General features: G+C 46.1%; 19 protein-coding genes. 11 read left to right on the top strand and 8 right to left on the bottom strand.

What is annotated here, in order from left to right:
- Positions 1-10: 10 nt before the first annotated feature.
- From L3V31_RS18125 to L3V31_RS18115, 3 genes are all read right to left on the bottom strand, one after another.
- Positions 11-574 (bottom strand): phaC PHA synthase, encoded by a 564-nt coding sequence (locus L3V31_RS18125; RefSeq protein ID WP_237318060.1) that lies wholly within the window; start codon positions 572-574, stop codon positions 11-13.
- A gap of 409 nt (positions 575-983) precedes the next feature.
- Positions 984-2,630: a chaperonin GroEL gene (gene groL / locus L3V31_RS18120; protein WP_237318058.1), complete on the bottom strand. Its 1,647-nt coding sequence runs from the start codon at positions 2,628-2,630 to the stop codon at positions 984-986.
- Between the two features lie 77 nt (positions 2,631-2,707).
- Positions 2,708-2,998, bottom strand: coding sequence for a co-chaperone GroES (locus tag L3V31_RS18115; RefSeq protein ID WP_005381516.1), 291 nt, complete (start codon positions 2,996-2,998; stop codon positions 2,708-2,710).
- A gap of 218 nt (positions 2,999-3,216) precedes the next feature.
- Between L3V31_RS18115 and L3V31_RS18110 the strand changes: the two genes are divergently transcribed.
- The gene (locus tag L3V31_RS18110) at positions 3,217-4,602 is read left to right on the top strand and encodes an MATE family efflux transporter (RefSeq protein WP_237318056.1); all 1,386 of its coding nucleotides are present in this window, start codon (positions 3,217-3,219) and stop codon (positions 4,600-4,602) included.
- A gap of 96 nt (positions 4,603-4,698) precedes the next feature.
- Here the strand turns inward: L3V31_RS18110 and pfkA are convergent, their stop codons facing one another.
- The 3 genes from pfkA to L3V31_RS18095 all read right to left on the bottom strand — a co-directional run bounded on the left by pfkA (position 4,699) and on the right by L3V31_RS18095 (position 7,491).
- Positions 4,699-5,661: a 6-phosphofructokinase gene (gene pfkA, locus L3V31_RS18105; RefSeq protein WP_237318054.1), complete on the bottom strand. Its 963-nt coding sequence runs from the start codon at positions 5,659-5,661 to the stop codon at positions 4,699-4,701.
- 285 nt (positions 5,662-5,946) lie between these two features.
- Positions 5,947-6,855, bottom strand: coding sequence for a CDF family cation-efflux transporter FieF (gene fieF / locus L3V31_RS18100; protein ID WP_237318052.1), 909 nt, complete (start codon positions 6,853-6,855; stop codon positions 5,947-5,949).
- 123 nt (positions 6,856-6,978) lie between these two features.
- Complete coding sequence (locus L3V31_RS18095; RefSeq protein ID WP_237318050.1) at positions 6,979-7,491, bottom strand: CpxP family protein; 513 nt, start codon at positions 7,489-7,491, stop codon at positions 6,979-6,981.
- A 191-nt stretch (positions 7,492-7,682) separates the two neighbouring features.
- Here L3V31_RS18095 and L3V31_RS18090 point away from each other — a divergent pair, with 191 nt between their 5' ends.
- From L3V31_RS18090 to trmL, 3 genes are all read left to right on the top strand, one after another.
- The gene (locus L3V31_RS18090; protein WP_237318048.1) at positions 7,683-8,372 is read left to right on the top strand and encodes a response regulator; all 690 of its coding nucleotides are present in this window, start codon (positions 7,683-7,685) and stop codon (positions 8,370-8,372) included.
- Complete coding sequence (cpxA, locus tag L3V31_RS18085) at positions 8,372-9,769, top strand: envelope stress sensor histidine kinase CpxA (RefSeq protein WP_237318046.1); 1,398 nt, start codon at positions 8,372-8,374, stop codon at positions 9,767-9,769. The genes L3V31_RS18090 and cpxA overlap by 1 nt, the downstream gene beginning before the upstream one ends.
- A gap of 107 nt (positions 9,770-9,876) precedes the next feature.
- On the top strand, positions 9,877-10,356 hold the full coding sequence (gene trmL / locus L3V31_RS18080) for a tRNA (uridine(34)/cytosine(34)/5-carboxymethylaminomethyluridine(34)-2'-O)-methyltransferase TrmL (RefSeq protein ID WP_237318044.1): 480 nt from the start codon (positions 9,877-9,879) through the stop codon (positions 10,354-10,356).
- 70 nt (positions 10,357-10,426) lie between these two features.
- Here trmL and L3V31_RS18075 read toward each other — a convergent pair whose 3' ends face one another.
- Positions 10,427-10,957: an FxsA family protein gene (locus L3V31_RS18075; protein ID WP_237318042.1), complete on the bottom strand. Its 531-nt coding sequence runs from the start codon at positions 10,955-10,957 to the stop codon at positions 10,427-10,429.
- A 386-nt stretch (positions 10,958-11,343) separates the two neighbouring features.
- On the opposite strand from L3V31_RS18075, the gene aspA reads away from it, so the two are divergent.
- The 4 genes from aspA to L3V31_RS18055 all read left to right on the top strand — a co-directional run bounded on the left by aspA (position 11,344) and on the right by L3V31_RS18055 (position 17,080).
- Positions 11,344-12,795, top strand: a complete 1,452-nt coding sequence (gene aspA / locus L3V31_RS18070; protein ID WP_237318040.1) for an aspartate ammonia-lyase — start codon at positions 11,344-11,346, stop codon at positions 12,793-12,795.
- Positions 12,796-12,967: 172 nt separating this feature from the next.
- On the top strand, positions 12,968-14,275 hold the full coding sequence (locus L3V31_RS18065; protein ID WP_237318038.1) for an anaerobic C4-dicarboxylate transporter: 1,308 nt from the start codon (positions 12,968-12,970) through the stop codon (positions 14,273-14,275).
- Between the two features lie 161 nt (positions 14,276-14,436).
- Positions 14,437-16,257: a protein-disulfide reductase DsbD gene (locus L3V31_RS18060; RefSeq protein ID WP_237318036.1), complete on the top strand. Its 1,821-nt coding sequence runs from the start codon at positions 14,437-14,439 to the stop codon at positions 16,255-16,257.
- A 193-nt stretch (positions 16,258-16,450) separates the two neighbouring features.
- On the top strand, positions 16,451-17,080 hold the full coding sequence (locus L3V31_RS18055; protein ID WP_237318034.1) for a response regulator transcription factor: 630 nt from the start codon (positions 16,451-16,453) through the stop codon (positions 17,078-17,080).
- Position 17,081: 1 nt separating this feature from the next.
- Here the strand turns inward: L3V31_RS18055 and L3V31_RS18050 are convergent, their stop codons facing one another.
- Positions 17,082-18,827, bottom strand: coding sequence for a potassium/proton antiporter (locus tag L3V31_RS18050; RefSeq protein ID WP_237318032.1), 1,746 nt, complete (start codon positions 18,825-18,827; stop codon positions 17,082-17,084).
- Between the two features lie 388 nt (positions 18,828-19,215).
- Between L3V31_RS18050 and L3V31_RS18045 the strand changes: the two genes are divergently transcribed.
- The 3 genes from L3V31_RS18045 (at position 19,216) to L3V31_RS18035 (ending at position 21,807) form a co-directional block, all read left to right on the top strand.
- Positions 19,216-19,479: a DUF4212 domain-containing protein gene (locus L3V31_RS18045; protein WP_014233250.1), complete on the top strand. Its 264-nt coding sequence runs from the start codon at positions 19,216-19,218 to the stop codon at positions 19,477-19,479.
- A gap of 12 nt (positions 19,480-19,491) precedes the next feature.
- The gene (locus tag L3V31_RS18040; protein WP_237318030.1) at positions 19,492-21,219 is read left to right on the top strand and encodes a sodium:solute symporter family protein; all 1,728 of its coding nucleotides are present in this window, start codon (positions 19,492-19,494) and stop codon (positions 21,217-21,219) included.
- 105 nt (positions 21,220-21,324) lie between these two features.
- Complete coding sequence (locus L3V31_RS18035) at positions 21,325-21,807, top strand: hypothetical protein (protein WP_237318028.1); 483 nt, start codon at positions 21,325-21,327, stop codon at positions 21,805-21,807.
- Positions 21,808-21,933 lie beyond the last annotated feature (126 nt).

The following is a 21,933-nucleotide window of genomic DNA, read 5'->3' as shown; positions in this document are numbered from 1 at the left end:
TAGATTCAGATTATTTCGCGAAGTTAATCAGTGGGAAACACTTCAGGAAACCGTTATCCGCACAGTTAAGCAGACCAATTTGAATACCGTCGATTTGGTCTGTCATGTTGAAGAAACCTAGCTGGAAGTTAGACTTTTTCGAGATACTTGCCAGACCAACATCCGCCATTGTATAGCCCTGAGAGTAGTTTACCGCACTCCAGTTAAGGCCTTTTACGTTGTTAGTAATGTTAACCGCACCTAGGTTTAAACCTGTTGTTTGACCGCGGTTCCAGTTAACAAGACCAAGTGAAGCACCTTTCATTTCTTGGTTTACTTTCGCCGCACCGAAGAACAGACCAAAGTTAATACCTGTTGTACGCTCAGTTTCTGACATACCAAGTAGTGAGAAATCCACCCCTTTCACTTCGTTAACCTGACCGTGTAGGACGGCTAGACGAACACCACCCACTTCCGAGCGAGACGGCGCATTAATGTGATCGATTGTAGAAAACATCACAGGAGTACTGTCAGCAAGCGCAACCGGTGATGCAACAGCGGCTACCACTGCCAAAGACGTCAAAAGCTTTTTCATTCTAATCTCCGTTATATTAAGCATTATTTACAACATAGCGTATGTGTTCTCATTTTCTAGTATTCGAGCTAAAAAGTGTTACTCGCATGTCATATTTAACAAGTTGACTATAATAGAAAAAATCTACAACGACCATATTTCATTATTTTCGCAAGTATTTCTTGTACCAGCCCCTCACAATGTCGATGTTTTGTTCAGCCACGCTTTTGATAAACAAACGCGATTCAACGTTTAAAACCGCACTCCATCACACTTCCTAAAATACGACCAGATTCGCTATGACGCATCGACAACATTAATACTCAAAACGCCAAGCACAAAAAAACCGAGGTAAAAACCTCGGCTTCTTCTTGGTTTGGTCAGTTATCTTAATGCTATAAGGCCTTACAGCGACAAGATAAGCAGCATATTACATCATGCCGCCCATACCACCCATACCGCCCATGCCGCCCATATCAGGCATGCCTGCGCCGTCTTTCTGTGGTAGGTCAGTAACCATTGCTTCAGTTGTGATCATTAGGCCAGCAACTGATGCTGCAAATTGTAGTGCGCTACGAGTTACTTTAGTCGGGTCTAGGATACCCATCTCTAGCATATCGCCGTACTCACCTGTTGCTGCGTTGTAACCGTAGCTACCGTCGCCCGCTTTCACGTTGTTCGCAACAACTGACTCTTCAGCACCCGCGTTCTTCGTGATTTGACGGATTGGCGATTCCATTGCACGTAGTGCAACGCGGATACCAACGTTTTGCTCTTCGTTGTCGCCTTGTAGGTCAACAATCTTAGATGCTGCACGGATTAGAGCAACACCACCGCCTGCGACTACACCTTCTTCAACCGCTGCGCGAGTTGCGTGTAGCGCGTCTTCTACGCGGTCTTTTTTCTCTTTCATTTCAACTTCAGTTGCTGCACCAACTTTGATTACTGCAACACCGCCAGCTAGCTTAGCTACGCGCTCTTGTAGTTTCTCTTTATCGTAGTCTGAAGTTGACTCTTCGATTTGCTGACGAATTTGAGCAACACGGCCATGAATCATCGTTTCTTCACCGATACCATCGATGATGGTTGTGTTTTCTTTAGTGATAGCTACGCGTTTAGCTTGACCTAGGTCTTCTAGAGTTACTTTTTCAAGCTCTAGACCTACTTCTTCAGAAATCACTGTACCGCCAGTTAGAACAGCGATGTCTTGTAGCATTGCTTTACGACGGTCACCAAAACCTGGTGCTTTTACTGCCGCAACTTTCACGATGCCACGCATGTTGTTCACAACTAGTGTTGCTAGCGCTTCACCTTCTACGTCTTCTGCGATGATTAGCAGCGGACGAGATGCTTTAGCAACCGCTTCTAGTGTTGGAAGCAGTTCACGGATGTTTGAGATCTTCTTATCAACCAGAAGGATGAATGGGTTTTCTAGATCAACAGAACCTGCTTCTTGGTTGTTGATGAAGTAAGGAGATAGGTAACCACGGTCGAACTGCATACCTTCTACTACGTCTAGCTCATCTTGTAGCGCCTGACCTTCTTCAACAGTAATAACACCGTCGCGGCCAACACGTTCCATTGCTTCAGCAATGATGTTACCTACGCTTACGTCTGAGTTCGCAGAGATAGTACCTACCTGTGCAATAGCTTTGGTGTCTGCACATGGAACAGAAAGCTCTTTTAGTTGCTCAACCGCTGCTACCACTGCTTTATCGATACCACGCTTAAGATCCATTGGGTTCATACCCGCAGCAACCGCTTTAAGGCCTTCGTTTACGATAGATTGTGCCAATACCGTTGCTGTTGTTGTACCGTCACCCGCTGCATCGTTCGCTTGAGATGCAACTTCTTTAACCATTTGTGCGCCCATGTTCTGGAACTTGTCTTCCAGTTCAATTTCACGCGCTACAGATACACCATCTTTAGTGATTGTTGGTGCACCGAAAGATTTATCTAGAACTACGTTACGGCCTTTAGGACCTAATGTCACTTTTACCGCATCAGCCAGAACGTTTACACCTTCCAGCATTTTAACTCGTGCGTCATTACCAAATTTAACGTCTTTAGCAGCCATCTTTGATTTCCTTTCTAAAATTCTTTGTGTTCGATTTCGTTTTTGAATCTGAGCAAAAAGTTACTCAATGATTGCTATTATTCAACGATTGCCATGATGTCGTTTTCAGACATCACTAGTACTTCTTTACCGTCGATTTTTTCAGTTTTAGTGCCGTAACCTTCAGCGAAGATAACAGTATCACCAACTTTAACGTCCAGCGGTAGCACTGTGCCGTTTTCTAGAATGCGGCCTTTGCCTACAGCTAGAACAACACCGCGAGTTGATTTTTCCGCAGCGGAACCAGTCAGAACGATTCCACCAGCTGACTTAGATTCAACTTCTTTACGTTCAACGATAACTCGGTCGTGTAATGGACGAATGTTCATTGGTCGTCTCTCCTGAAAATTTCCATGTTTATTTGATAATTGCCCTTCTGGGACACGTGATCACTATATAAGGGGTCGAACGAGCGATCCCAAGGGGCGAGCATGATTTTTTTGTGACTTAGTTAAAAGATCGCAACGGTTTGCGTGAGAAATGCGCACTCGCTCACCTTCCTGCTTTCTTGTATCCTTGCAGTTTCTCCACCAGATAGACGTTAAACATGCTGGAAAATAACAAGCCGGAACACCAAGCAACAGATAAACATGGTTTGTTGAGTGCGCCCATTCCCGAAACTCTGCGGAAGATGACCGTACCGATGACGATAGGCATGATCGCAATTCTGATGTTTAATCTGGTCGATACATTTTTTATCTCTCTACTCGGAACGCAAGCATTAGCGGCGATCAGCTATACCTTCCCGGTTACCTTTGCCGTCAACTGCATTACGATGGGGATCGGTATGGGTCTCTCGACCAATATTGGTCGACTACTTGGTCAGGGGTATTCAACACAAGCCGCGCGTTTTACCACTCATGGCCTACTGTTAGCGGTAATGCTAGTTGCCATCGCCTCATCAATCGGTTTTATAACTATCCGACCACTGTTTGGTTTTCTAGGGGCGACTGACGATCTGCTGCCACTCATCGAACAATACATGCACGTTTGGTATCTCACCATTCCTTTACTGGTGATTCCAATGGCTGGTAACAGTGCGATACGCGCAACCGGTGATACCAAAACACCTGCTAAAATCATGATGCTTGCGGGTTTGATCAACGGAATGCTGGATCCACTACTTATCTTCGGTCTGGGCCCTTTTCCTGAGCTTGGGATACAAGGCGCTGCTATTGCGAGTGCTTTCAGCTGGTTGGGGGCTTTGTTGGGCTCTTTCTATTTGCTTATAAAACGCGAACAGTTACTCGCTCAACCACAGTGGAGACTGCTCAAACAAGATTGGCAGCAAACATTAAAAATTGGCACACCAGCTGCGTTGTCTACAGCAATGAATCCTCTTTCTGGTGCTATTTTGATGATGCTGCTGTCAAGCCACGGAACCGCTGCTGTTGCCGCTTATGGAGCCGCTCAGCGAATTGAATCGATACTGATTCTGGTATTGATGTCACTGACGTCGGCTTTAACACCATTCATGGCACAAAATCTTGGCGCTAATAATCCGCAGCGCGCGTTTGCCGGGATGTTCCTTAGTATGCGTTTTGCAGTGGTGTTTCAGGGACTGATTTTTCTGGCGATGGTACCGTTGAGTATTCCGCTCGCTGCCCTGTTCTCGCAAGAAGAGAACGTTAAAAATATACTGTGGCATTACCTGCTAGTTGTGCCATTCAGCTACGGTTTTCAGGGGGTAGTGATGATCTTGGTGAGCGGACTAAATGCGATGCATAAACCCTTACTTGCTTTCAAATGGAGCTTCATGCGCTTATTCGTATTCACCTTGCCAGCGGCTTGGTTCGGCAGCTATCTGTACGATGTGGAAGGGCTGTTTATCGGTATTGCCGTAGGAAATATATTAGGTGGGTTGCTTGGTTATATGTTTGCGCTTCGCGAGCGAAAGTTAATGCTGCCTGAATACGGCACCTCCTCTTCATGAACACAATTGCTATTTAGCCGAGTAAGCGCAGAAAGACACTTACAAAAAAACCGCGTATCAACGCGGTTTTTTTATTCATGCTTAGAGCAGCTCTACTTAGAACAGCTCTTCTGCAACCTTGTACAGGTCATTACGTACTGGACGCTTCATGTTTTCAATCGCATCAATGATGTCGTGATGTACAAGCTCTTCTTTTTGGATACCAACACAACGACCACCATGACCTTCCATTAGAAGGTGAACCGCGTAGTTACCCATACGAGAAGCAAGAACACGGTCAAATGCAGTAGGACGACCACCACGTTGGATGTGACCCAGCACTGTAGCACGAGTTTCACGGCCCGTTGCTGTTTCGATATCACGTGCAAGTTCGTTTGCATCCATCATCAGCTCAGTAAGTGCAATGATTGCGTGTTTCTTACCTTTTGCAATACCGTCTTGGATATTGCTGATTAGCTTCTCTTTATCAAGACCCGTTTCTGGTGTGATGATGTATTCACAACCACCAGCAATAGCAGACATCAGAGTCAGGTCACCACAGTGACGGCCCATGATTTCTACAATTGAAATACGTTGGTGAGATGAAGAAGTGTCACGCAGACGGTCGATTGCATCAATAACAGTGTTTAGTGCAGTTAGGTAACCAATAGTGTAATCCGTACCCGCAATGTCGTTATCGATTGTGCCAGGTAGACCGATACATGGGTAACCCATTTCAGTCAGTTTTTTTGCACCCATGTAAGAACCGTCACCACCAATCACTACCAGTGCGTCGATACCGTGTTTCTTCAGGTTCTCAATAGCTTTTTCGCGTACTGCCACTTCCTTGAACTCAGGGAAACGTGCAGAACCCAGGAACGTACCACCTTTATTAATAACATCAGAAACACTAGAACGATCTAGCTTCTCGATGCGGCCTTCATAAAGACCTAGGTAGCCATCGTACACACCAAACACTTCTAATCCCTCAGAAAGTGCTGTGCGTACCACGCCGCGTACTGCAGCGTTCATACCAGGTGCGTCACCGCCACTTGTTAAAACACCGATCTTCTTAATCATGCTCACCCTCGATCTTTGGCAATCAATTTATTTAATTTTCTTCTAGGCCCCTTGTCACCAAGCAACCTGCATAATCCAGAACTGTGCGTTATGTTACATTTCCTATACCGGATTACCAATGAAAACACACATTTTTATGTAACTTTTCTACTTATGTAAGAGTATTACAGCTTCTCTAAGCAACTTCGTTGATTCACATCAGTATCAGGATTCTTTAAGCGTATTGATGGAAAGATAGACAATAAGCGCCTATTTGTCGTCAGACGCTTTTGTATTTTTCGAGCTCTACCAATCTTGCTCTTTCTGCTCTTTCTCTGGTCCATAAATCACAGATATCGGATCTTGGTGGATCAAGACATCCGCTTCAGGAAAGGCAGACAATAGATTTTCTTCTACTTTATCAGCGATATAGTGGGCTTCAATTAAACGTAAGTCATCATCTAACTCTAGATGCAACTGAATAAAACGCGTCGGACCGGACATCCGTGTTCGCAACTGATGAACGCCCCTCACCCCTTTAACGCTCAAGCACTGAGTGCGGATTTCCTCTAACTCTGTATCAGGCAGCTTTCTGTCCAATAAGGTTTGAGTCGCTTCATTCACCATTTTGAAAGCACTGTAAAGAATGAACAACCCAATACCAATCGCAAACACTGCATCCGCTTGTGTGACGCCAAAATAACTTAACCCGAGCGCAACCATAATGGCCGCATTCATATAAAGGTCAGTTTGATAGTGAAGAGAATCGGCGGCAATCGCTTGGCTGCCTGTCACCCGCACAACATGTTTCTGAAACGTCACCAAACCAAGCGTGACTACGATAGCAAACAACGAGACATAAACCCCCAGCTCGGGAGCATGCAAAGCATGAGGACGGAAGAAACGATCAACCCCGTTGAGGATCAAAAATACTGCAGAGCCGGAAATAAACATCGCTTGCGCTAGGGCAGCTAATGACTCTGCCTTACCGTGACCGAAAGTATGTTCCCTGTCGGCAGGCTGCAAGGCATAACGGATCACAACTAAATTCACCACTGATGCAGCGATGTCCAACATAGAGTCAATAAGAGAGGCCAATAAGCTGACCGATCCCGTCACCCACCAAGTGACGACCTTAACCAATAATAGAAGCGTTGCCGTGATTGTCGCAGTCCATGCGGCAGTCGTTACTAAACGTGAATATTGATGTTTCATAATCAAAGAGTTAACTCAAACCATATCCAGAGTATACCTTGATAATTATTGAATGAGTATGAAATAGCCAGATCAAAAAGAGGCGACCATTGGCAGCCTCTTCAGATTATTTCGTTGTGGCGGTTAGTTACTATTTTGTTTAATCATGCGTTTTTGCATTCTGTTGTCACACTGTTGCATACGTTCATTTTGCAACTTCACAAACTCTGCTTTTTGCTCAGGAGTCAGTACACTCAACATCTGGTGTTTTCTCTCCAGCATTTCTACACGACGCTCAGTTTGTTTTTCTACCATTTCTTTAGCTAACGCCGTTGCTTGCGCTTCATCAAAGTTATCCGCCAGCACGAGAGCCTGCATTTTTGCATGGTAAGCTTGTCGCTCTGCTCTTCGAGTATCACGATCGGCTGAGTTTTTGCCTCTCATCTCAGCGCGGTTGGCATCGCGAAAAGATTGTAATTGGTCTTTTTGTGCATCTGTCAGGTTCATCTGACGCATGATACCTCGATCCATTCCCGGGCCACATTCATCACGAGGACCTTTTTGCTGGTCTTTACCACCATAGGCAAAGGCACCAGCAGCACCAAGGGTAAGTGGTAGAACAACAGCAGCTAACACCATTTTTTTTGCAGATTTCATAATGGGATTCCTCATACATCTGATTGATTCTTCTGGGCTGTTCTCCCAGCGCTTGAGTATAGAATAGGATGCGCTAGGTAAAGTGACGTATAGGGAGCGTAAAGATTCGTAAAGAGTGATTTTTATACTCATCGTCCCCCCTCATTCCAATGTAGTATTAAAGCATCTGGTAATTGATGGTAGATCCCTAAATGGCAAATATTCTTTTGATTGATGACGATATAGAGCTAACTAGCCTGTTAAAAGAAGTGCTCAGTTTCGAAGGTTTTGAAGTCAGTGAAGCGAATGACGGAGAGGCGGGTTTAGCCGCAGTAACGAGTGAAACTGATTTGATTTTACTCGATGTCATGATGCCTAAACTCAACGGCATGGAGACATTAAAGCGTTTACGTGACAACTGGGAAACCCCCGTACTAATGCTGACGGCCAAAGGCGAAGAAATTGACCGAGTGATTGGCTTAGAACTTGGAGCTGACGATTACTTACCGAAACCCTTTAGTGATAGAGAACTTCTCGCTCGCATTCGCGCTATTTTACGTCGTACCAGTGCGTCACAAAAAGACAGCAAAAGCAGCGACTGCATCGAATATCAAGAACTTTGTCTTTACCCAGGCAAACAAGAAGCTTATTGCGATCAGCTACTGCTTGATTTAACCGCAACAGAATTTGCTTTGCTCACACACTTTGTACAACACCCTGGGCAAGTGCTTACTAAAGAAACCTTGAGCTTAGATGTGCTTGGCAAGCGACTCGCCGCTTTTGACCGTGCGATTGATATGCATGTATCCAACTTACGCAAAAAACTGCCCGACCAAAGTAATGGCAAACCACGTATAAAAACGTTGCGTGGCCGAGGCTATATGTTGCTTGAGGAAGATTAATGAGCCGACTATCACGCATCAAACTACCGAATATTAACAGCTTGTATGGACGCATATTTGCCATCTTTTGGTTCACCATGCTGTTGGTGTTAATCGCTGTGCTATCACTACCGCATCTGGATCCACGTAAACCTCGTGATATTCCCAATGCGCCCTATCAGCGCATGCTAGAAGTGCGTGATGACATTCAGAACCAATACAGTAAAGAAACTGACCTTGGCCGAATCCTGTTTAGTATCGAGGGTCGTCGTCAAAATAAAAATGACCCACGACCACGGATGTTCTTTTCTGACTATAGCGGCAAAATATTAACCACGGACCACCGCAACAACTTCCAGATGCGGGCCATGCAAAACTTTGTTTCCATCATCGAAGACAATAACCGACCGAAACAAAAGCTCTATGGCCGATACATGATCGCAGGACCAGTGCCAATTACATTAGCGGGTTCAGACCTTTTGATGTACGTCGGTTTTAAGTGGAATGAACCGCCACCACTGCTGCTGAGACTGTTTGACCACCCACTTCAGTTATTACTGGCGGTGATGCTGGTGAGTACACCTTTGCTACTTTGGCTGGCATGGGCATTGAGTCAGCCTGCTCGAAGACTAGAAGCCGCCGCGCAACGTGTAGCCAAAGGGGAATTTGTCACTGATCCGAATCTGGAGAAAGGTACTTCAGAGTTCCGTCAGGCAGGCAGCAGTTTCAACCAGATGGTCGAAGCAGTAAATCAGATGATATCCGGCCAGCAACGTCTGCTCTCCGATATCTCTCATGAGCTGCGTTCACCACTGACTCGCCTGAGAATGGCCAATGCGTTAGCGACACGCAAACAGGGCGAAAGCCCAGAGCTCACACGAATTGATACTGAGGCTCAAAGACTTGAGCAAATGATCAGTGAGTTATTGGAACTGTCTCGCATGCAGGCGAATAGCCACATGACACGAGAAACTCAACCGATTCAAAGTTTGTGGGAAGAGATCATTAAAGACGCTCAGTTTGAAGCCGAGCAAATGGGTAAACAATTGCGTTATTCGCCACTGCCTAAAGGCAGTATTTCTGGAAACCCTAAATTGCTGATGAGTGCGGTGGAGAACATCATACGTAACGCGATTTACTACGGGAAAGATCACGTTGAAATTAATGTAGAAACACTAGGTAATACCCTGCACATCACCGTAGATGATAACGGTGAAGGTATACCGGATGAAGAGTTAGAAGCCATTTTTCGTCCGTTTTATCGTGTTTCGACTGCACGTGATCGTCACTCAGGCGGAACAGGATTAGGGCTGACTATCACCGAAAGTGCCATTCGTCAGCACAGCGGGACGATTGTCGCCAGTCGCAGCCCTCTGGGTGGATTGCGTATGACCATTACGTTGCCTTTAAGTCAATAAGCAAAGCTTATGTTAACCCACTATGCCTGACTCAACTCGCCCCCTGACTCTGGAAGTCATTTGGGTATATACTGCGTCTTACTTTTGACTAACTCTATTTCTATACCATGTTTGATATCGCTTTATACGAACCTGAAATTGCGCCGAATACTGGTAACATTATTCGACTGTGTGCCAACTGTGGTGCGAACCTGCATCTGATTGAACCACTAGGCTTCGATCTGGAAGAAAAGAAAGTACGCCGTGCGGGCTTGGACTATCATGACTTGGCTCGAGTGACACGTCATAAAAATTATCAAGCATTCTTAGACTATTTAGAGGAAGAAAAGCAAGGCAACTACCGCCTGTTCGCTTGTACGACCAAAACAACAGGTCATCACGTAGATGCTCAGTATCAGGCCGGTGACGTGCTGCTATTCGGTCCGGAAACCCGTGGTTTACCTGCAGAAGTGATTGAGAGTTTACCAATGGAACAACGTATTCGTATTCCGATGATGCCAGATGCCCGCAGCCTGAACTTGTCGAATGCCGTCGCCATTATTGCCTTTGAAGCATGGCGTCAGATGGGCTTTGCAGGCGCTCAATAATCGCTTAGATAAAGAGACAAAAAAGGGCGCTAGATGCGCCCTTTTGTTTTCTGCTGGAACTGATTATTGATCAGTTGAGCTTATTTCGGTCATTACGATCATCATCGTCGTCTTTGCGCTCGTATTCACCTTCGAAGGTATTCCCATGATCCGAGCGAGAATCGAATGGACCTCGACGGGATGGATCGTCGTCAAACGGCCCCTGCTGTCCAGAGAAACCACCGTGGAAACCACCGTGAACCGTTTTTACAACCATTTTGCTCATCAGGTATTTGGCAATCGCAGCTCTAGGCGCAGGCAACAATACCAACATACCCAGTGCATCCGTCATGAAACCCGGAGTTAAAAGCAGCACGCCAGCTACCGCTAACATGACGCCTTCGAAAATCTGCTGAGCAGGAATTTCACCTTGCTCAAGACGCCCCTGCACCGACATCAGAGTTTGAATCCCTTGGCTTCGCACCAAAGACGCACCAACAAACGCGGTGATGATCACCAACGCAATGGTCGGCCATAGGCCTAAAAACCCGCCCACCTGAATAAACAAGCCGATTTCGATGATCGGAACAAAAATAAACGCCAATAATAAGATAGGAAACACACGCCCTCCTTTGTTTAATTCAGTGTAATGGTAAAAGCTAACCAAGCTCAAACAAATCGTTGTAAAAAAGCGTGTTCAGTCCTTGCAGATGAGTTCAATGAAGCCTTTCTGTTGGCACAATGTAGCTAGCCACAATCAGCAAATATGAATAGTAAAAACACGAGCCTCAAACGTAAGACTATAACCTGTTCATGCTATGAAAACTATTGACGCATTAAAAACCCAAAAGGTGATCTAGTTACTATTTTTATGCGCTAAGTGCAGTATTATGTGCGACATAAGTCAGGACGGATTTTCCAGCCCAAAATTCTGATGAATGGATTCTAGATTGCAGAATAGGCTAATACTCAACCATATTATTAGAATTATTATCTAAGGATCCTGTTATGGCTACTCTATCTGATGCTCAAAAAACAGTTAACTCAGCCACCCGCATTGAAGAAGATCTATTAGGTCAACGTCATGTCCCTGCAGATGCGTACTACGGTATTCACACCCTACGTGCCATCGAAAACTTCAACATTTCTAACGTAACCATCTCTGACGTACCAGAATTCGTACGTGGTATGGTGATGACTAAGAAAGCCGCCGCGCTGGCAAACAAAGAACTTGGTGCGATTCCAAAAGATGTAGCTAACTACATCATCGAAGCATGTGATTTGATCCTGGAAACAGGCAAGTGTATGGATCAATTCCCTTCAGACGTATTCCAGGGTGGTGCGGGCACTTCTGTCAACATGAACACCAACGAAGTGATCGCGAACGTTGCTCTTGAAATCATGGGCAAAGAGAAAGGCCAATACCAATTCGTCAACCCGAATGATCACGTTAACAAAAGTCAGTCTACCAACTGTGCTTACCCTACCGGATTCCGTATTGCGGTTTACAACAGCGTACACAAGCTGATGGAAGCCATTGAGTACCTGAAAGGCGCATTCGAACTTAAAGCGATTGAGTTCAAAGATGTGCTTAAAATGGGTCGTACTCAGTTACAAGACGCAGTGCCAATGACGGTTGGTCAAGAGTTCCACGCTTGGGCGGTAACATTAAACGAAGAAATTCGTGCTTTGGACTACACGTCAAAACTACTGCTAGAAATTAACTTGGGCGCGACCGCAATCGGTACGGGCCTGAACACGCCAACTGGTTACCAAGCTCTGTCGGTAAAACACCTGGCTGAAGTGACAGGTCTGGACGTGGTTCCTGCGGAAGACCTTATCGAAGCAACTTCAGACTGTGGTGCTTACGTGATGACGCACAGTGCACTAAAACGCTTGGCAGTGAAACTGTCTAAGATTTGTAACGACCTGCGTCTGCTTTCTTCAGGCCCACGTGCTGGTCTGAATGAACTTAACCTTCCTGAGATGCAAGCCGGCTCATCTATCATGCCTGCGAAAGTGAACCCTGTTATCCCTGAAGTTGTCAACCAAGTGTGCTTTAAAGTACTGGGTAACGACAACACGGTATCTTTCGCTGCTGAAGGCGGCCAGCTGCAGCTAAACGTAATGGAACCAGTGATCGCGCAAAGCATGTTTGAGTCCATCTCACTGCTACAAAATGCCTGCATCAATCTGCGTGACAAATGTATCGATGGCATCACAGTAAACAAAGAAGTCTGTGAAAACTACGTTTACAACTCCATCGGTATCGTAACCTACCTGAACCCATACATCGGTCACCATGAAGGCGACATCGTCGGTAAGGTTTGTGCCGAAACAGGTAAGAGTGTTCGTGAAGTCGTGCTAGAGCGCGGTCTGTTAACAGAAGAAGAACTTGACGAAATCTTATCCGTTGAAAACTTCATGCATCCAACTTACAAAGCGAAACGCTACGAGTAAGTCATCTTCCATAGGGGCCTATAAGGCCCCTTTTTAGGGCTCCATACGGTTAACCGCACTTTTTATAAGACTTTTAATGCCGTAGCTCTTCGGTTCTGATTCTCTGAACATTTACTCCTGTCCCTGAGTGTTCAAAAAATCAGAATCTATACAAACTAAAGAGGTATCTATAATGGTCATGGTCGAACTCTTCGTGGTTCTGCTCTTTATCTATTTGGGAGCGAGAATCGGCGGCATCGGTATCGGTTTTGCCGGTGGTGCGGGTGTCATTGCATTGTCGTTAATCCTAGGCGTTCCAACTAGCCAGGCTTACATCCCTGTTGATGTAATTTTGATCATCATGTCAGTGATTACCGCTATTGCAGCAATGCAAGTCGCAGGTGGTCTGGACTGGATGGTGCAAGTTGCAGAAAACTTTTTGCGTAAACACCCTGAACGCATCACCTTCTATGCGCCAATCGTTACATTCCTAATGACACTAATGGCGGGAACGGGTCACACCGCTTTCTCTACTCTGCCTGTCATAGCAGAAGTGGCTAAAGGTCAGGGCGTTCGTCCTTCTCGTCCTCTGTCTATCGCCGTTGTCGCATCGCAAATCGCCATCACAGCGTCTCCAATCTCTGCGGCTGTGGTCGCTTTCGCGGCCATGCTTGCTCCATTTGGCGTCGATTACCTCACTCTACTCGCTGTGTGCATCCCAACCACATTCATCGCTTGTATGATCGGTGCGTTCATTGCGAACTTCATGGGTAGTGAGCTAAAAGATGATCCAGAATATCAACATCGTCTGGAAAATGGCCTCATCAAACTGAACACTGAAGCAAAACGTGAAATTCTACCTACAGCGAAGAAAGCAACGTTTATCTTCCTTGGCGCTATCGCATTCGTCGTTTGCTACGCAGCGGCAATCTCTGGTTCTGTAGGTCTCATCGAGAACCCGGCTCTAGGCCGTAACGAAGCGATCATGACAGTCATGCTAGCGTCAGCAGCAGTCATCGTAATGAGCTGTAAGATCGACGCGAGCAAAATCCCAGCGGCGGCAACATTCCGTTCTGGTATGACAGCATGTGTGTGTGTACTTGGTGTTGCATGGTTAGGCTCTACATTCGTGAACTCACACGTTGATGGTATTAAGGAAGTGGCAGGTGCACTACTGGCAGACTACCCATGGATGCTTGCACTGGTACTCTTCTTTGCCTCTATGCTGCTTTACTCTCAAGGTGCAACGACTGTTGCGCTGATGCCTGCAGCATTGGCTATCGGTGTGGCACCACTGACTGCTGTTGCATCTTTCGCGGCAGTAAGTGCACTGTTCGTACTACCAACTTATCCAACGTTACTTGCCGCGGTTGAGATGGACGACACAGGCTCTACACGTATTGGTAAGTACGTGTTCAACCACCCGTTCTTCCTACCGGGGGTCGCAACCATCGCTTCAGCGGTAACACTAGGCTTCGTCTTCGGCGGCCTGCTGATCTAGCAGAAACAGAGTCTTACTTGGGGAGCTTCGGCTCCCTTTTTTCTTTTACATTCCTCCAAGCTCTGATTAACAAATCTTCACTCTGATGAAACTTATGGGTTAGTCAGCAGGTCTGATTGAGTTACACTTACGACAATTATCTAAGACGAATTGAACATTTTATGCGTGCATTACTTTCCGTATTACTCTTAGGGTTGATGACCTTTTCTGCACCGTCTGTTGCTCTGTTTGACAAAGACCCGTTTAGCAATAATCAGAACAACAACTTCGGTAGCAATGGTGATACCTTTGTACCAGTCGATCAGGCTTTTCCGTTTAACTTCTATCAGCAAGACAACAAGTTGATGCTCGACTGGCAGGTACGTGATGGTTACTACCTGTATCAAGAACGTCTGTCAGTATCCGGAGAGAACGTCACTCTCGGCGAATTAGACATGGAGCAAGGCACACCATACAACGATGAGTTCTTTGGTGACGTCCATATCTACACCATGCCGCTATTTGTCAATGTACCGCTTTCAGATTGGCAAGAAGGCGCTCGTGTCATCGTTCAATATCAGGGCTGTGCGAAAGCTGGGTTCTGTTACCCACCCGAAACGCGTGTTATTCCAATCAACGTATTTGCGTCACCAACAGATGACGCAGTAACCACAGCACCTCAAGAGCCGACCAAAAAACAAACCGCACAATCTGCGCCCAAAGTAATAAGCACAGCGCCAACAGCTCCAGCCACACAGCAAGACAGCCTAGCTGCAACCCTTGCTGACAGTTGGTGGACGCCACTGCTGTTCTTAGCCTTAGGTGCTGGCCTTGCTTTTACTCCCTGCGTATTGCCTATGTACCCTATCCTAACCAGCATTGTGCTTGGTAGTGGGAAGCTAAGCCAACGACGTGCGCTTGGCCTTTCGTTTATTTACGTACAAGGTATGGCGCTAACGTATACCCTACTCGGCCTAGTCGTTGCGTCAGCTGGTATGCAATTCCAAGCGGCAATGCAACACCCTTATGTACTCATTGGTCTGAGTGCCTTATTCATCGCGTTAGCGATGTCGATGTTTGGCTTGTATTCGCTGCAACTGCCAAGCAGTGTTCAAACTTGGCTAAATAACCTAAGTAACAAACAGCAAGGAGGCAGCGGTGCTGGCGTGTTTGTAATGGGTGCCATTTCCGGTTTGGTATGCTCACCGTGCACCACCGCTCCACTCTCCGGAGCCCTGCTTTACGTCGCGCAAAGCGGCGACCTGCTAACAGGTGGTGTTGCTCTATACGCACTCGCTATGGGGATGGGGATCCCGCTGATTCTAGTGGCGGTTTTCGGCAATAAACTCCTGCCTAAGGCGGGTAACTGGATGGGTCGCGTTAAAACGCTGTTCGGGTTCATTCTGCTCGCCGCACCTATCTTCCTGCTTGAACGTCTATTACCTGAAATATGGTCGACGTTACTTTGGTCTGCACTTGGTGTGACAGCTTTTGGCTGGCTATATCATGTAAAAAATAATCTGGAGTTTGGCGGCTGGAAACAGAGTGCTGTTGGTATTATTGCTGTGCTTGGATTACTTGCTTCCGCACAACCTGCGCTGAACTACTGGTTTGGCCACAACGAAACCCATGCTCAGCAAGCCAGCATCAGTTTCACTCGGATTGCGAATGTAGCAGAGCTAGAAGAACAACTTGCACTAGCAAAAGAGGCAGGCAAACCCGTTATGCTCGACTTTTATGCGGACTGGTGTGTGGCATGCAAAGAGTTTGAGAAGTACACCTTCCATGCGCCAAAAGTCGAAGAAAAATTGCGCGATTTTGTTCTGCTGCAAGCCGATGTGACCAAAAATCAGGTTCAAGATATTGAATTACTCAAGCATATGAACGTCCTTGGCTTGCCAACGATCGAGTTTTGGAACGATAAAGGAGAGCACGTTTCTAACGCTCGTTTAACCGGTTTTATACAGGCAGAGCCTTTCTTAGAACACATCAATCAGTTCTGATCAGAAGAATTCAAACGCCAGTAATTTTCTACTGGCGTTTTTATCGCACAAAATAAACAAATAAAATGATGCTTATATGCATTTTCTCTAATAAAAGTCGATTTGGTTCAGACTTTTAGCGAATAAATATTGTCCACACTCTCAAAGCTGGACAATAATAAATTTAACCAAATAGTCAAAAGTGTTTAACGTCATGGATTCGACCTACACCATCATCATTGCCGATGATCACCCTCTCTTCCGTAATGCTTTGTTCCAATCGGTTCATATGGCGGTGAGTGGTGCCAATCTTCTCGAAGCTGACTCGCTCGATGCCTTGCTTGCGTTATTGGAAAGGGAAGAAGAGCCAGACTTAGTGCTGTTGGATCTCAAGATGCCTGGTGCAAATGGTATGTCAGGACTGATTCATCTGCGTGCCGAGTACCCTGACTTACCCGTTGTCGTTGTTTCAGCCAGTGAAGAGCCAGCTATCGTGACTCAGGTAAAAAGTCACGGCGCTTTCGGCTTCATTCCTAAATCAAGTGATATGCGTGAGCTCGTTAATGCCATTAACCAGGTGCTCAACGGCGACCCATACTTCCCTGAAGGCCTGATCACCAATAATGCCGCATGTAGCGACTTAGCGGAGAAAATTGCGACGCTGACACCACAGCAATACAAAGTGTTGGGGATGTTGTCAGATGGCTTACTGAACAAACAAATCGCTTATGAGCTGAATGTATCAGAAGCCACCATCAAAGCGCACATGACGGCGATTTTTCGCAAGTTGGGCGTGAAGAATCGCACTCAAGCAGTGATCATGTTAACGGAGATGAACCACTAAGCTACTCTTCTTCCGTCATTTCATCTTGCTCACTAGGCAAGCGTAAACCTACTTTGGTGACTTGCTGATCGACCACATCAGCAATAATCCAATGTAGCCCTTGCCATTCAAATTGGTCACCCAGTACCGGGGCAGCTCCCAAGTGTTCTTCCACCAACATTTTCAATGTGATATCCAGTGATTCATCACCAAGGTCCAAACCATACATCATGGCTACATCAGACAGTCTGGCTTCAATATCCAAAAAGAAATCACCAAAGAAACGGGTCATTGAGGCTTTTTCTGGAGCTTCACTGAACAGCAGGCTCAGAGCATCCAAGTCCTTCTCTTGAGCAAACACACACAAGGTGTCGTCTTCTTCGAGCCGGGTGCTGCCTGATGGGTGCATCAGCTCCTGATGTCGGAAGACAGCCGCGATACGCGTCCCTTCAGGCATAGATAAACTCCGTAGAGGTTCGCCGATACACCATTTGTCTGCCTTGAGCTTGTAAACAAACAACTCCCACTCACTTGTTGGGTAGACCTCGACACCAATTCGCGAAATCGGCTCTGGTTTTGAGGGTAACTCTACTTTGGCTAGCGTCATCGCTTTGGTCAGCGTACCGCCCTGAACAATTAGCGAGACCATCACAACGAAGAACGCGAGATTAAAGTAGAGTTGTGCATCAGGAAGACCTGCCATCATCGGGAATACCGCCAAAATGATAGGCACGGCACCACGTAAACCAACCCAAGAGACAAACCACTTTTCGCGTGGCGTAAAACTTTTGAATGGCAATAAGCCAATCCACACTGAAATTGGCCGCGCAAACAAAATCATACCGAAGGCAAGCGCTAAGCCTGGTAAGGCAATGGATAGTAAATCGGATGGCGTCACCAGTAAACCAAGTACGATGAACATGCCAATTTGCGCTAACCAAGTCATACCATCTAAAACATGCAGAATAGAGTGGCGGCTGCGCGTTGGGCGATTACCAAGCAGCAGACCCACCAAGTAAATGGACAGAATGCCGCTACCACCGAAGGTATTCGATAAGGCAAAAATCAGCAGGCCACCACTGACAGTCAAAATTGAGTACAGGCCATCAGGTAGTTGATTACGGTTAATGATCTTCCACAGTACCCAACCACCAGCGAAACCAAGCAAAGCCCCAATACCAAACTGCTTAACAAAACTCAGTGCTAAAAAGCCAACACTTAACTCCGCCTCAGAGCTCGATAAAATGGCAATTAAGGTAACGGTCAGAAAGACGGCCATTGGATCGTTGGTACCGGATTCGATTTCCAGCGTCGATCCCACACGTTCATTTAGACTGCGCCCTTTAAGCAAAGAAAATACCGCAGCAGCATCCGTAGACCCCACAATGGCTCCAACAAGGATGCCTTGCAGTAAATCCAGATCAAATAACCAGGTAGCCATCAATCCGGTTAGGAGCGTCGTCATTGCCACACCCAACGTGGCCAGTGAGACCGATGGCCATAAAGCCACCCGGAAACTCGCAACTCTTGTTCTCATACCACCATCTAGCAGTATGATGGCTAAGGCTAAGTTACTAACTAAGTAAGCAATCGAGAAGTTATCAAACAGTATACCGCCTAAGCCGTCTTCCCCCGCCAACATACCAACGGCAAGAAATACAAGGAGGATGGGAATACCCAGCTTAGAAGAGACCGGGCTAAGAAGAACGCTAAGTGCAATCAGCAATGCACCGACAAGAAAAAAACTGTTAATGGCGTTTGCGTCCATTCCCCCTCCCAAATATAAAGTTTATGACCAACGTAAGTCACACCATTAGTCTACCGCTATATTGTGTCCCAACGCTCTAGTTAAAACGAAAGCTTTATGTAAACAAATAACTTGTGGTCATCACCATAGATTTCACGAAATCAATGAAGAAAAGATAACGCCAGAAAAAATAAATTGTGAATAGTGTCATTTCGCATTAGACCTTAGGCTAATTTAACACCTGATTAACATGGTTAAATTCTCTTACAATCGCTTTAAGCGCCCATTCTACGGGCGTTTTTTGTTTTTTACGCCCCGACTAAAGTTGAAAAGAGTTCTTGCCAACACCTTGCTAATGTACATGGTGAAACATTTTTTTAACAACAATACCAATCGTAAGGAGACGGCAATGGCGTTTGAAAGTGAAGAAAGAGCCAAAGCCTATTGGGACAAAAACGTGAAACTCATGATTGGCCTAATGGTCATCTGGTTCGTTGTGTCTTTCGGCTGCGGCATTTTATTTGTCGATGTACTAAATCAATTTCAACTAGGTGGATACAAACTTGGTTTCTGGTTTGCTCAACAAGGCTCCATCTACGCCTTCCTGGGTATTATTTTCTACTACGCATGGAAGATGCGCAAAATCGACCGTGAATTCGGCGTAGATGAGTAAGGAGTCACTCAGATGGATTTGAAAACTATTACCTACCTGGTTGTTGGTGCAACCTTCATTCTGTACATTGGTATTGCGATTTGGGCGCGCGCTGGTTCGACCAAAGAGTTCTATGTTGCGGGTGGCGGTGTAAACCCAATCGCGAACGGTATGGCGACAGCAGCAGACTGGATGTCAGCGGCGTCGTTTATTTCGATGGCAGGTCTGATTGCCTTCATGGGATACGGTGGTTCTGTATTTCTCATGGGCTGGACTGGCGGTTACGTGCTGCTTGCACTGCTATTGGCTCCTTACCTACGTAAGTTCGGTAAATTTACCGTGCCTGAGTTTGTTGGTGAGCGCTTCTACTCAAACACTGCACGTGTCGTAGCGGTTATTTGTCTGATCATTGCATCGGTAACGTACGTTATCGGTCAGATGAAAGGCGTTGGCGTTGCATTCGGTCGTTTCCTAGAAGTAGATTACTCAACAGGCCTACTGATTGGTATGTGTATCGTATTCATGTACGCTGTACTTGGCGGCATGAAAGGCATCACTTACACGCAGATTGCTCAGTATTGCGTACTCATTCTTGCTTACACTATCCCTGCAATCTTTATCTCTCTGCAACTAACTGGTAACCCAATTCCACAAATTGGACTTGGTAGCACCATGGCAGGCACAGATGTCTATCTACTGGATCGGCTCGATCAGGTGGTGACCGAACTCGGGTTTAGTGAATACACCACGCAAGTCCGTGGCGACACACTAAACATGTTCGTTTACACCATGTCACTGATGATCGGTACAGCGGGTCTGCCACACGTAATCATCCGTTTCTTTACGGTACCTAAGGTTCGTGACGCACGTACATCTGCAGGTTGGGCACTAATTTTCATTGCTATTCTTTACACTACAGCTCCAGCAGTATCAGCAATGGCACGTCTGAACCTTATGAATACGGTAAACCCAGCACCTGGTGAGCACCTTGCTTATGACGAGCGTCCAGCTTGGTTCAAAAACTGGGAAACTACTGGTTTACTTGGCTTTGACGATAAGAACGGTGACGGCAACATCAACTACACATCGGATGCGACAACTAACGAACTACGTGTAGATAACGATATCATGGTACTGGCAAACCCAGAGATTGCTAAACTACCAAACTGGGTAATCGCATTGGTTGCTGCTGGTGGCTTAGCGGCTGCACTATCAACCGCTGCAGGTCTGTTGTTGGCTATCTCGTCCGCAATATCCCATGACTTAATAAAAGGCATTATCAATCCGAATATATCCGAGAAGAAAGAGTTACTCGCCAGCCGAATCTCTATGGCGGTGGCTATCGCAGCAGCAGGTTACTTGGGGCTTCACCCACCGGGCTTCGCCGCAGGTACAGTAGCACTGGCCTTTGGTCTCGCAGCATCCTCTATCTTCCCTGCGTTGATGATGGGCATCTTCAGCAAGTCCATCAATAAGGAAGGTGCTATCGCAGGTATGATCGCGGGTATCGGTATTACACTCTTCTACGTATTCCAACACAAAGGCGTTCTGTTTGTTGCTGATTGGACATACCTAGAAAGCTGGGGTAGTAACTGGTTCCTAGGCATTGAACCAAATGCGTTCGGCGCAATCGGTGCACTATTTAACTTCATCGTGGCATTTGCAGTATCGAGAGTAACTGCTGAAACACCACAGGAAGTAAAAGATCTGGTTGAACACGTACGTGTACCAGTTGGTGCAGGCGAAGCTGTCGATCACTAATTATAATTACAACCTTCAAGCCCCGTCTGGAAATACCTGTCCGGGGCTTTTTTATTCTAAGTTTTCAGTTACTATTTCGAAGTCTGTTGTTGCAAGGAAGCCAAGATGTTCAAAAACAAGCACTTAATTATCGCCCTGTTGATCGCTCCGGTCCTATCGTTAATTGCCTACTTCGGTACCGATATGGCATTAAGTGAAAAGCCACATGCCGCGAAAGAAGGTGAAAGTTATAAATTGGCCAGTAAATCCAATTGCCGCTATACCAGTGGTCTGTGTGATATGGAAAATGGCGATTTTAAAGTGAAGTTTCGCTCAGAGAAGCTAACGAAAGACCGTTTAGAACTGTCTCTGAATGCCGCTTATCCACTGGAAGGCATAAAAATTTCTGTCGTAGAAAATCAGGAAAAAAATGCTCAACCAGTGGACATGAAGCCCGCCGATCAAGCAGGTAAAAACTGGTATATCACCCTGCCTAAACCAAAATCAGCAGAAAGTTGGTTAAGAGTGGTGATTCAATCAGAAGGAACACTCTACTACGGCGAGACTCAAACGGCTTTCGTGAAATACGAGACACTGTTTACCGAATAACTGAAATAAAGAACAAAATAGAAAGCTGGGCTTAATTGTAGGGATATAGCTCACTTGCTCCAAGCCGATGCGTGAATTCATGCATCGGCTTTTTTGTCATCAAAATCCTCGTAAATCACCTATGGT

The organism is Vibrio sp. J1-1, from assembly GCF_021728395.1.
In the GTDB taxonomy this organism is placed as follows: Bacteria; Pseudomonadota; Gammaproteobacteria; order Enterobacterales; family Vibrionaceae; genus Vibrio.
This window is presented reverse-complemented; position numbering and strand designations above follow the sequence as displayed.

What these genes read in the sequence shown, in the direction of transcription:
- L3V31_RS18125 (WP_237318060.1), bottom strand. Translation starts at nt 574, where the DNA reads ATGAAAAAGCTTTTGACGTCTTTGGCAGTGGTAGCCGCTGTTGCATCA.
- groL (WP_237318058.1), bottom strand. Translation starts at nt 2,630, where the DNA reads ATGGCTGCTAAAGACGTTAAATTTGGTAATGACGCACGAGTTAAAATG.
- L3V31_RS18115 (WP_005381516.1), bottom strand. Translation starts at nt 2,998, where the DNA reads ATGAACATTCGTCCATTACACGACCGAGTTATCGTTGAACGTAAAGAA.
- L3V31_RS18110 (WP_237318056.1), top strand. Translation starts at nt 3,217, where the DNA reads ATGCTGGAAAATAACAAGCCGGAACACCAAGCAACAGATAAACATGGT.
- pfkA (WP_237318054.1), bottom strand. Translation starts at nt 5,661, where the DNA reads ATGATTAAGAAGATCGGTGTTTTAACAAGTGGCGGTGACGCACCTGGT.
- fieF (WP_237318052.1), bottom strand. Translation starts at nt 6,855, where the DNA reads ATGAAACATCAATATTCACGTTTAGTAACGACTGCCGCATGGACTGCG.
- L3V31_RS18095 (WP_237318050.1), bottom strand. Translation starts at nt 7,491, where the DNA reads ATGAAATCTGCAAAAAAAATGGTGTTAGCTGCTGTTGTTCTACCACTT.
- L3V31_RS18090 (WP_237318048.1), top strand. Translation starts at nt 7,683, where the DNA reads ATGGCAAATATTCTTTTGATTGATGACGATATAGAGCTAACTAGCCTG.
- cpxA (WP_237318046.1), top strand. Translation starts at nt 8,372, where the DNA reads ATGAGCCGACTATCACGCATCAAACTACCGAATATTAACAGCTTGTAT.
- trmL (WP_237318044.1), top strand. Translation starts at nt 9,877, where the DNA reads ATGTTTGATATCGCTTTATACGAACCTGAAATTGCGCCGAATACTGGT.
- aspA (WP_237318040.1), top strand. Translation starts at nt 11,344, where the DNA reads ATGGCTACTCTATCTGATGCTCAAAAAACAGTTAACTCAGCCACCCGC.
- L3V31_RS18065 (WP_237318038.1), top strand. Translation starts at nt 12,968, where the DNA reads ATGGTCATGGTCGAACTCTTCGTGGTTCTGCTCTTTATCTATTTGGGA.
- L3V31_RS18060 (WP_237318036.1), top strand. Translation starts at nt 14,437, where the DNA reads ATGCGTGCATTACTTTCCGTATTACTCTTAGGGTTGATGACCTTTTCT.
- L3V31_RS18055 (WP_237318034.1), top strand. Translation starts at nt 16,451, where the DNA reads ATGGATTCGACCTACACCATCATCATTGCCGATGATCACCCTCTCTTC.
- L3V31_RS18050 (WP_237318032.1), bottom strand. Translation starts at nt 18,827, where the DNA reads ATGGACGCAAACGCCATTAACAGTTTTTTTCTTGTCGGTGCATTGCTG.
- L3V31_RS18045 (WP_014233250.1), top strand. Translation starts at nt 19,216, where the DNA reads ATGGCGTTTGAAAGTGAAGAAAGAGCCAAAGCCTATTGGGACAAAAAC.
- L3V31_RS18040 (WP_237318030.1), top strand. Translation starts at nt 19,492, where the DNA reads ATGGATTTGAAAACTATTACCTACCTGGTTGTTGGTGCAACCTTCATT.
- L3V31_RS18035 (WP_237318028.1), top strand. Translation starts at nt 21,325, where the DNA reads ATGTTCAAAAACAAGCACTTAATTATCGCCCTGTTGATCGCTCCGGTC.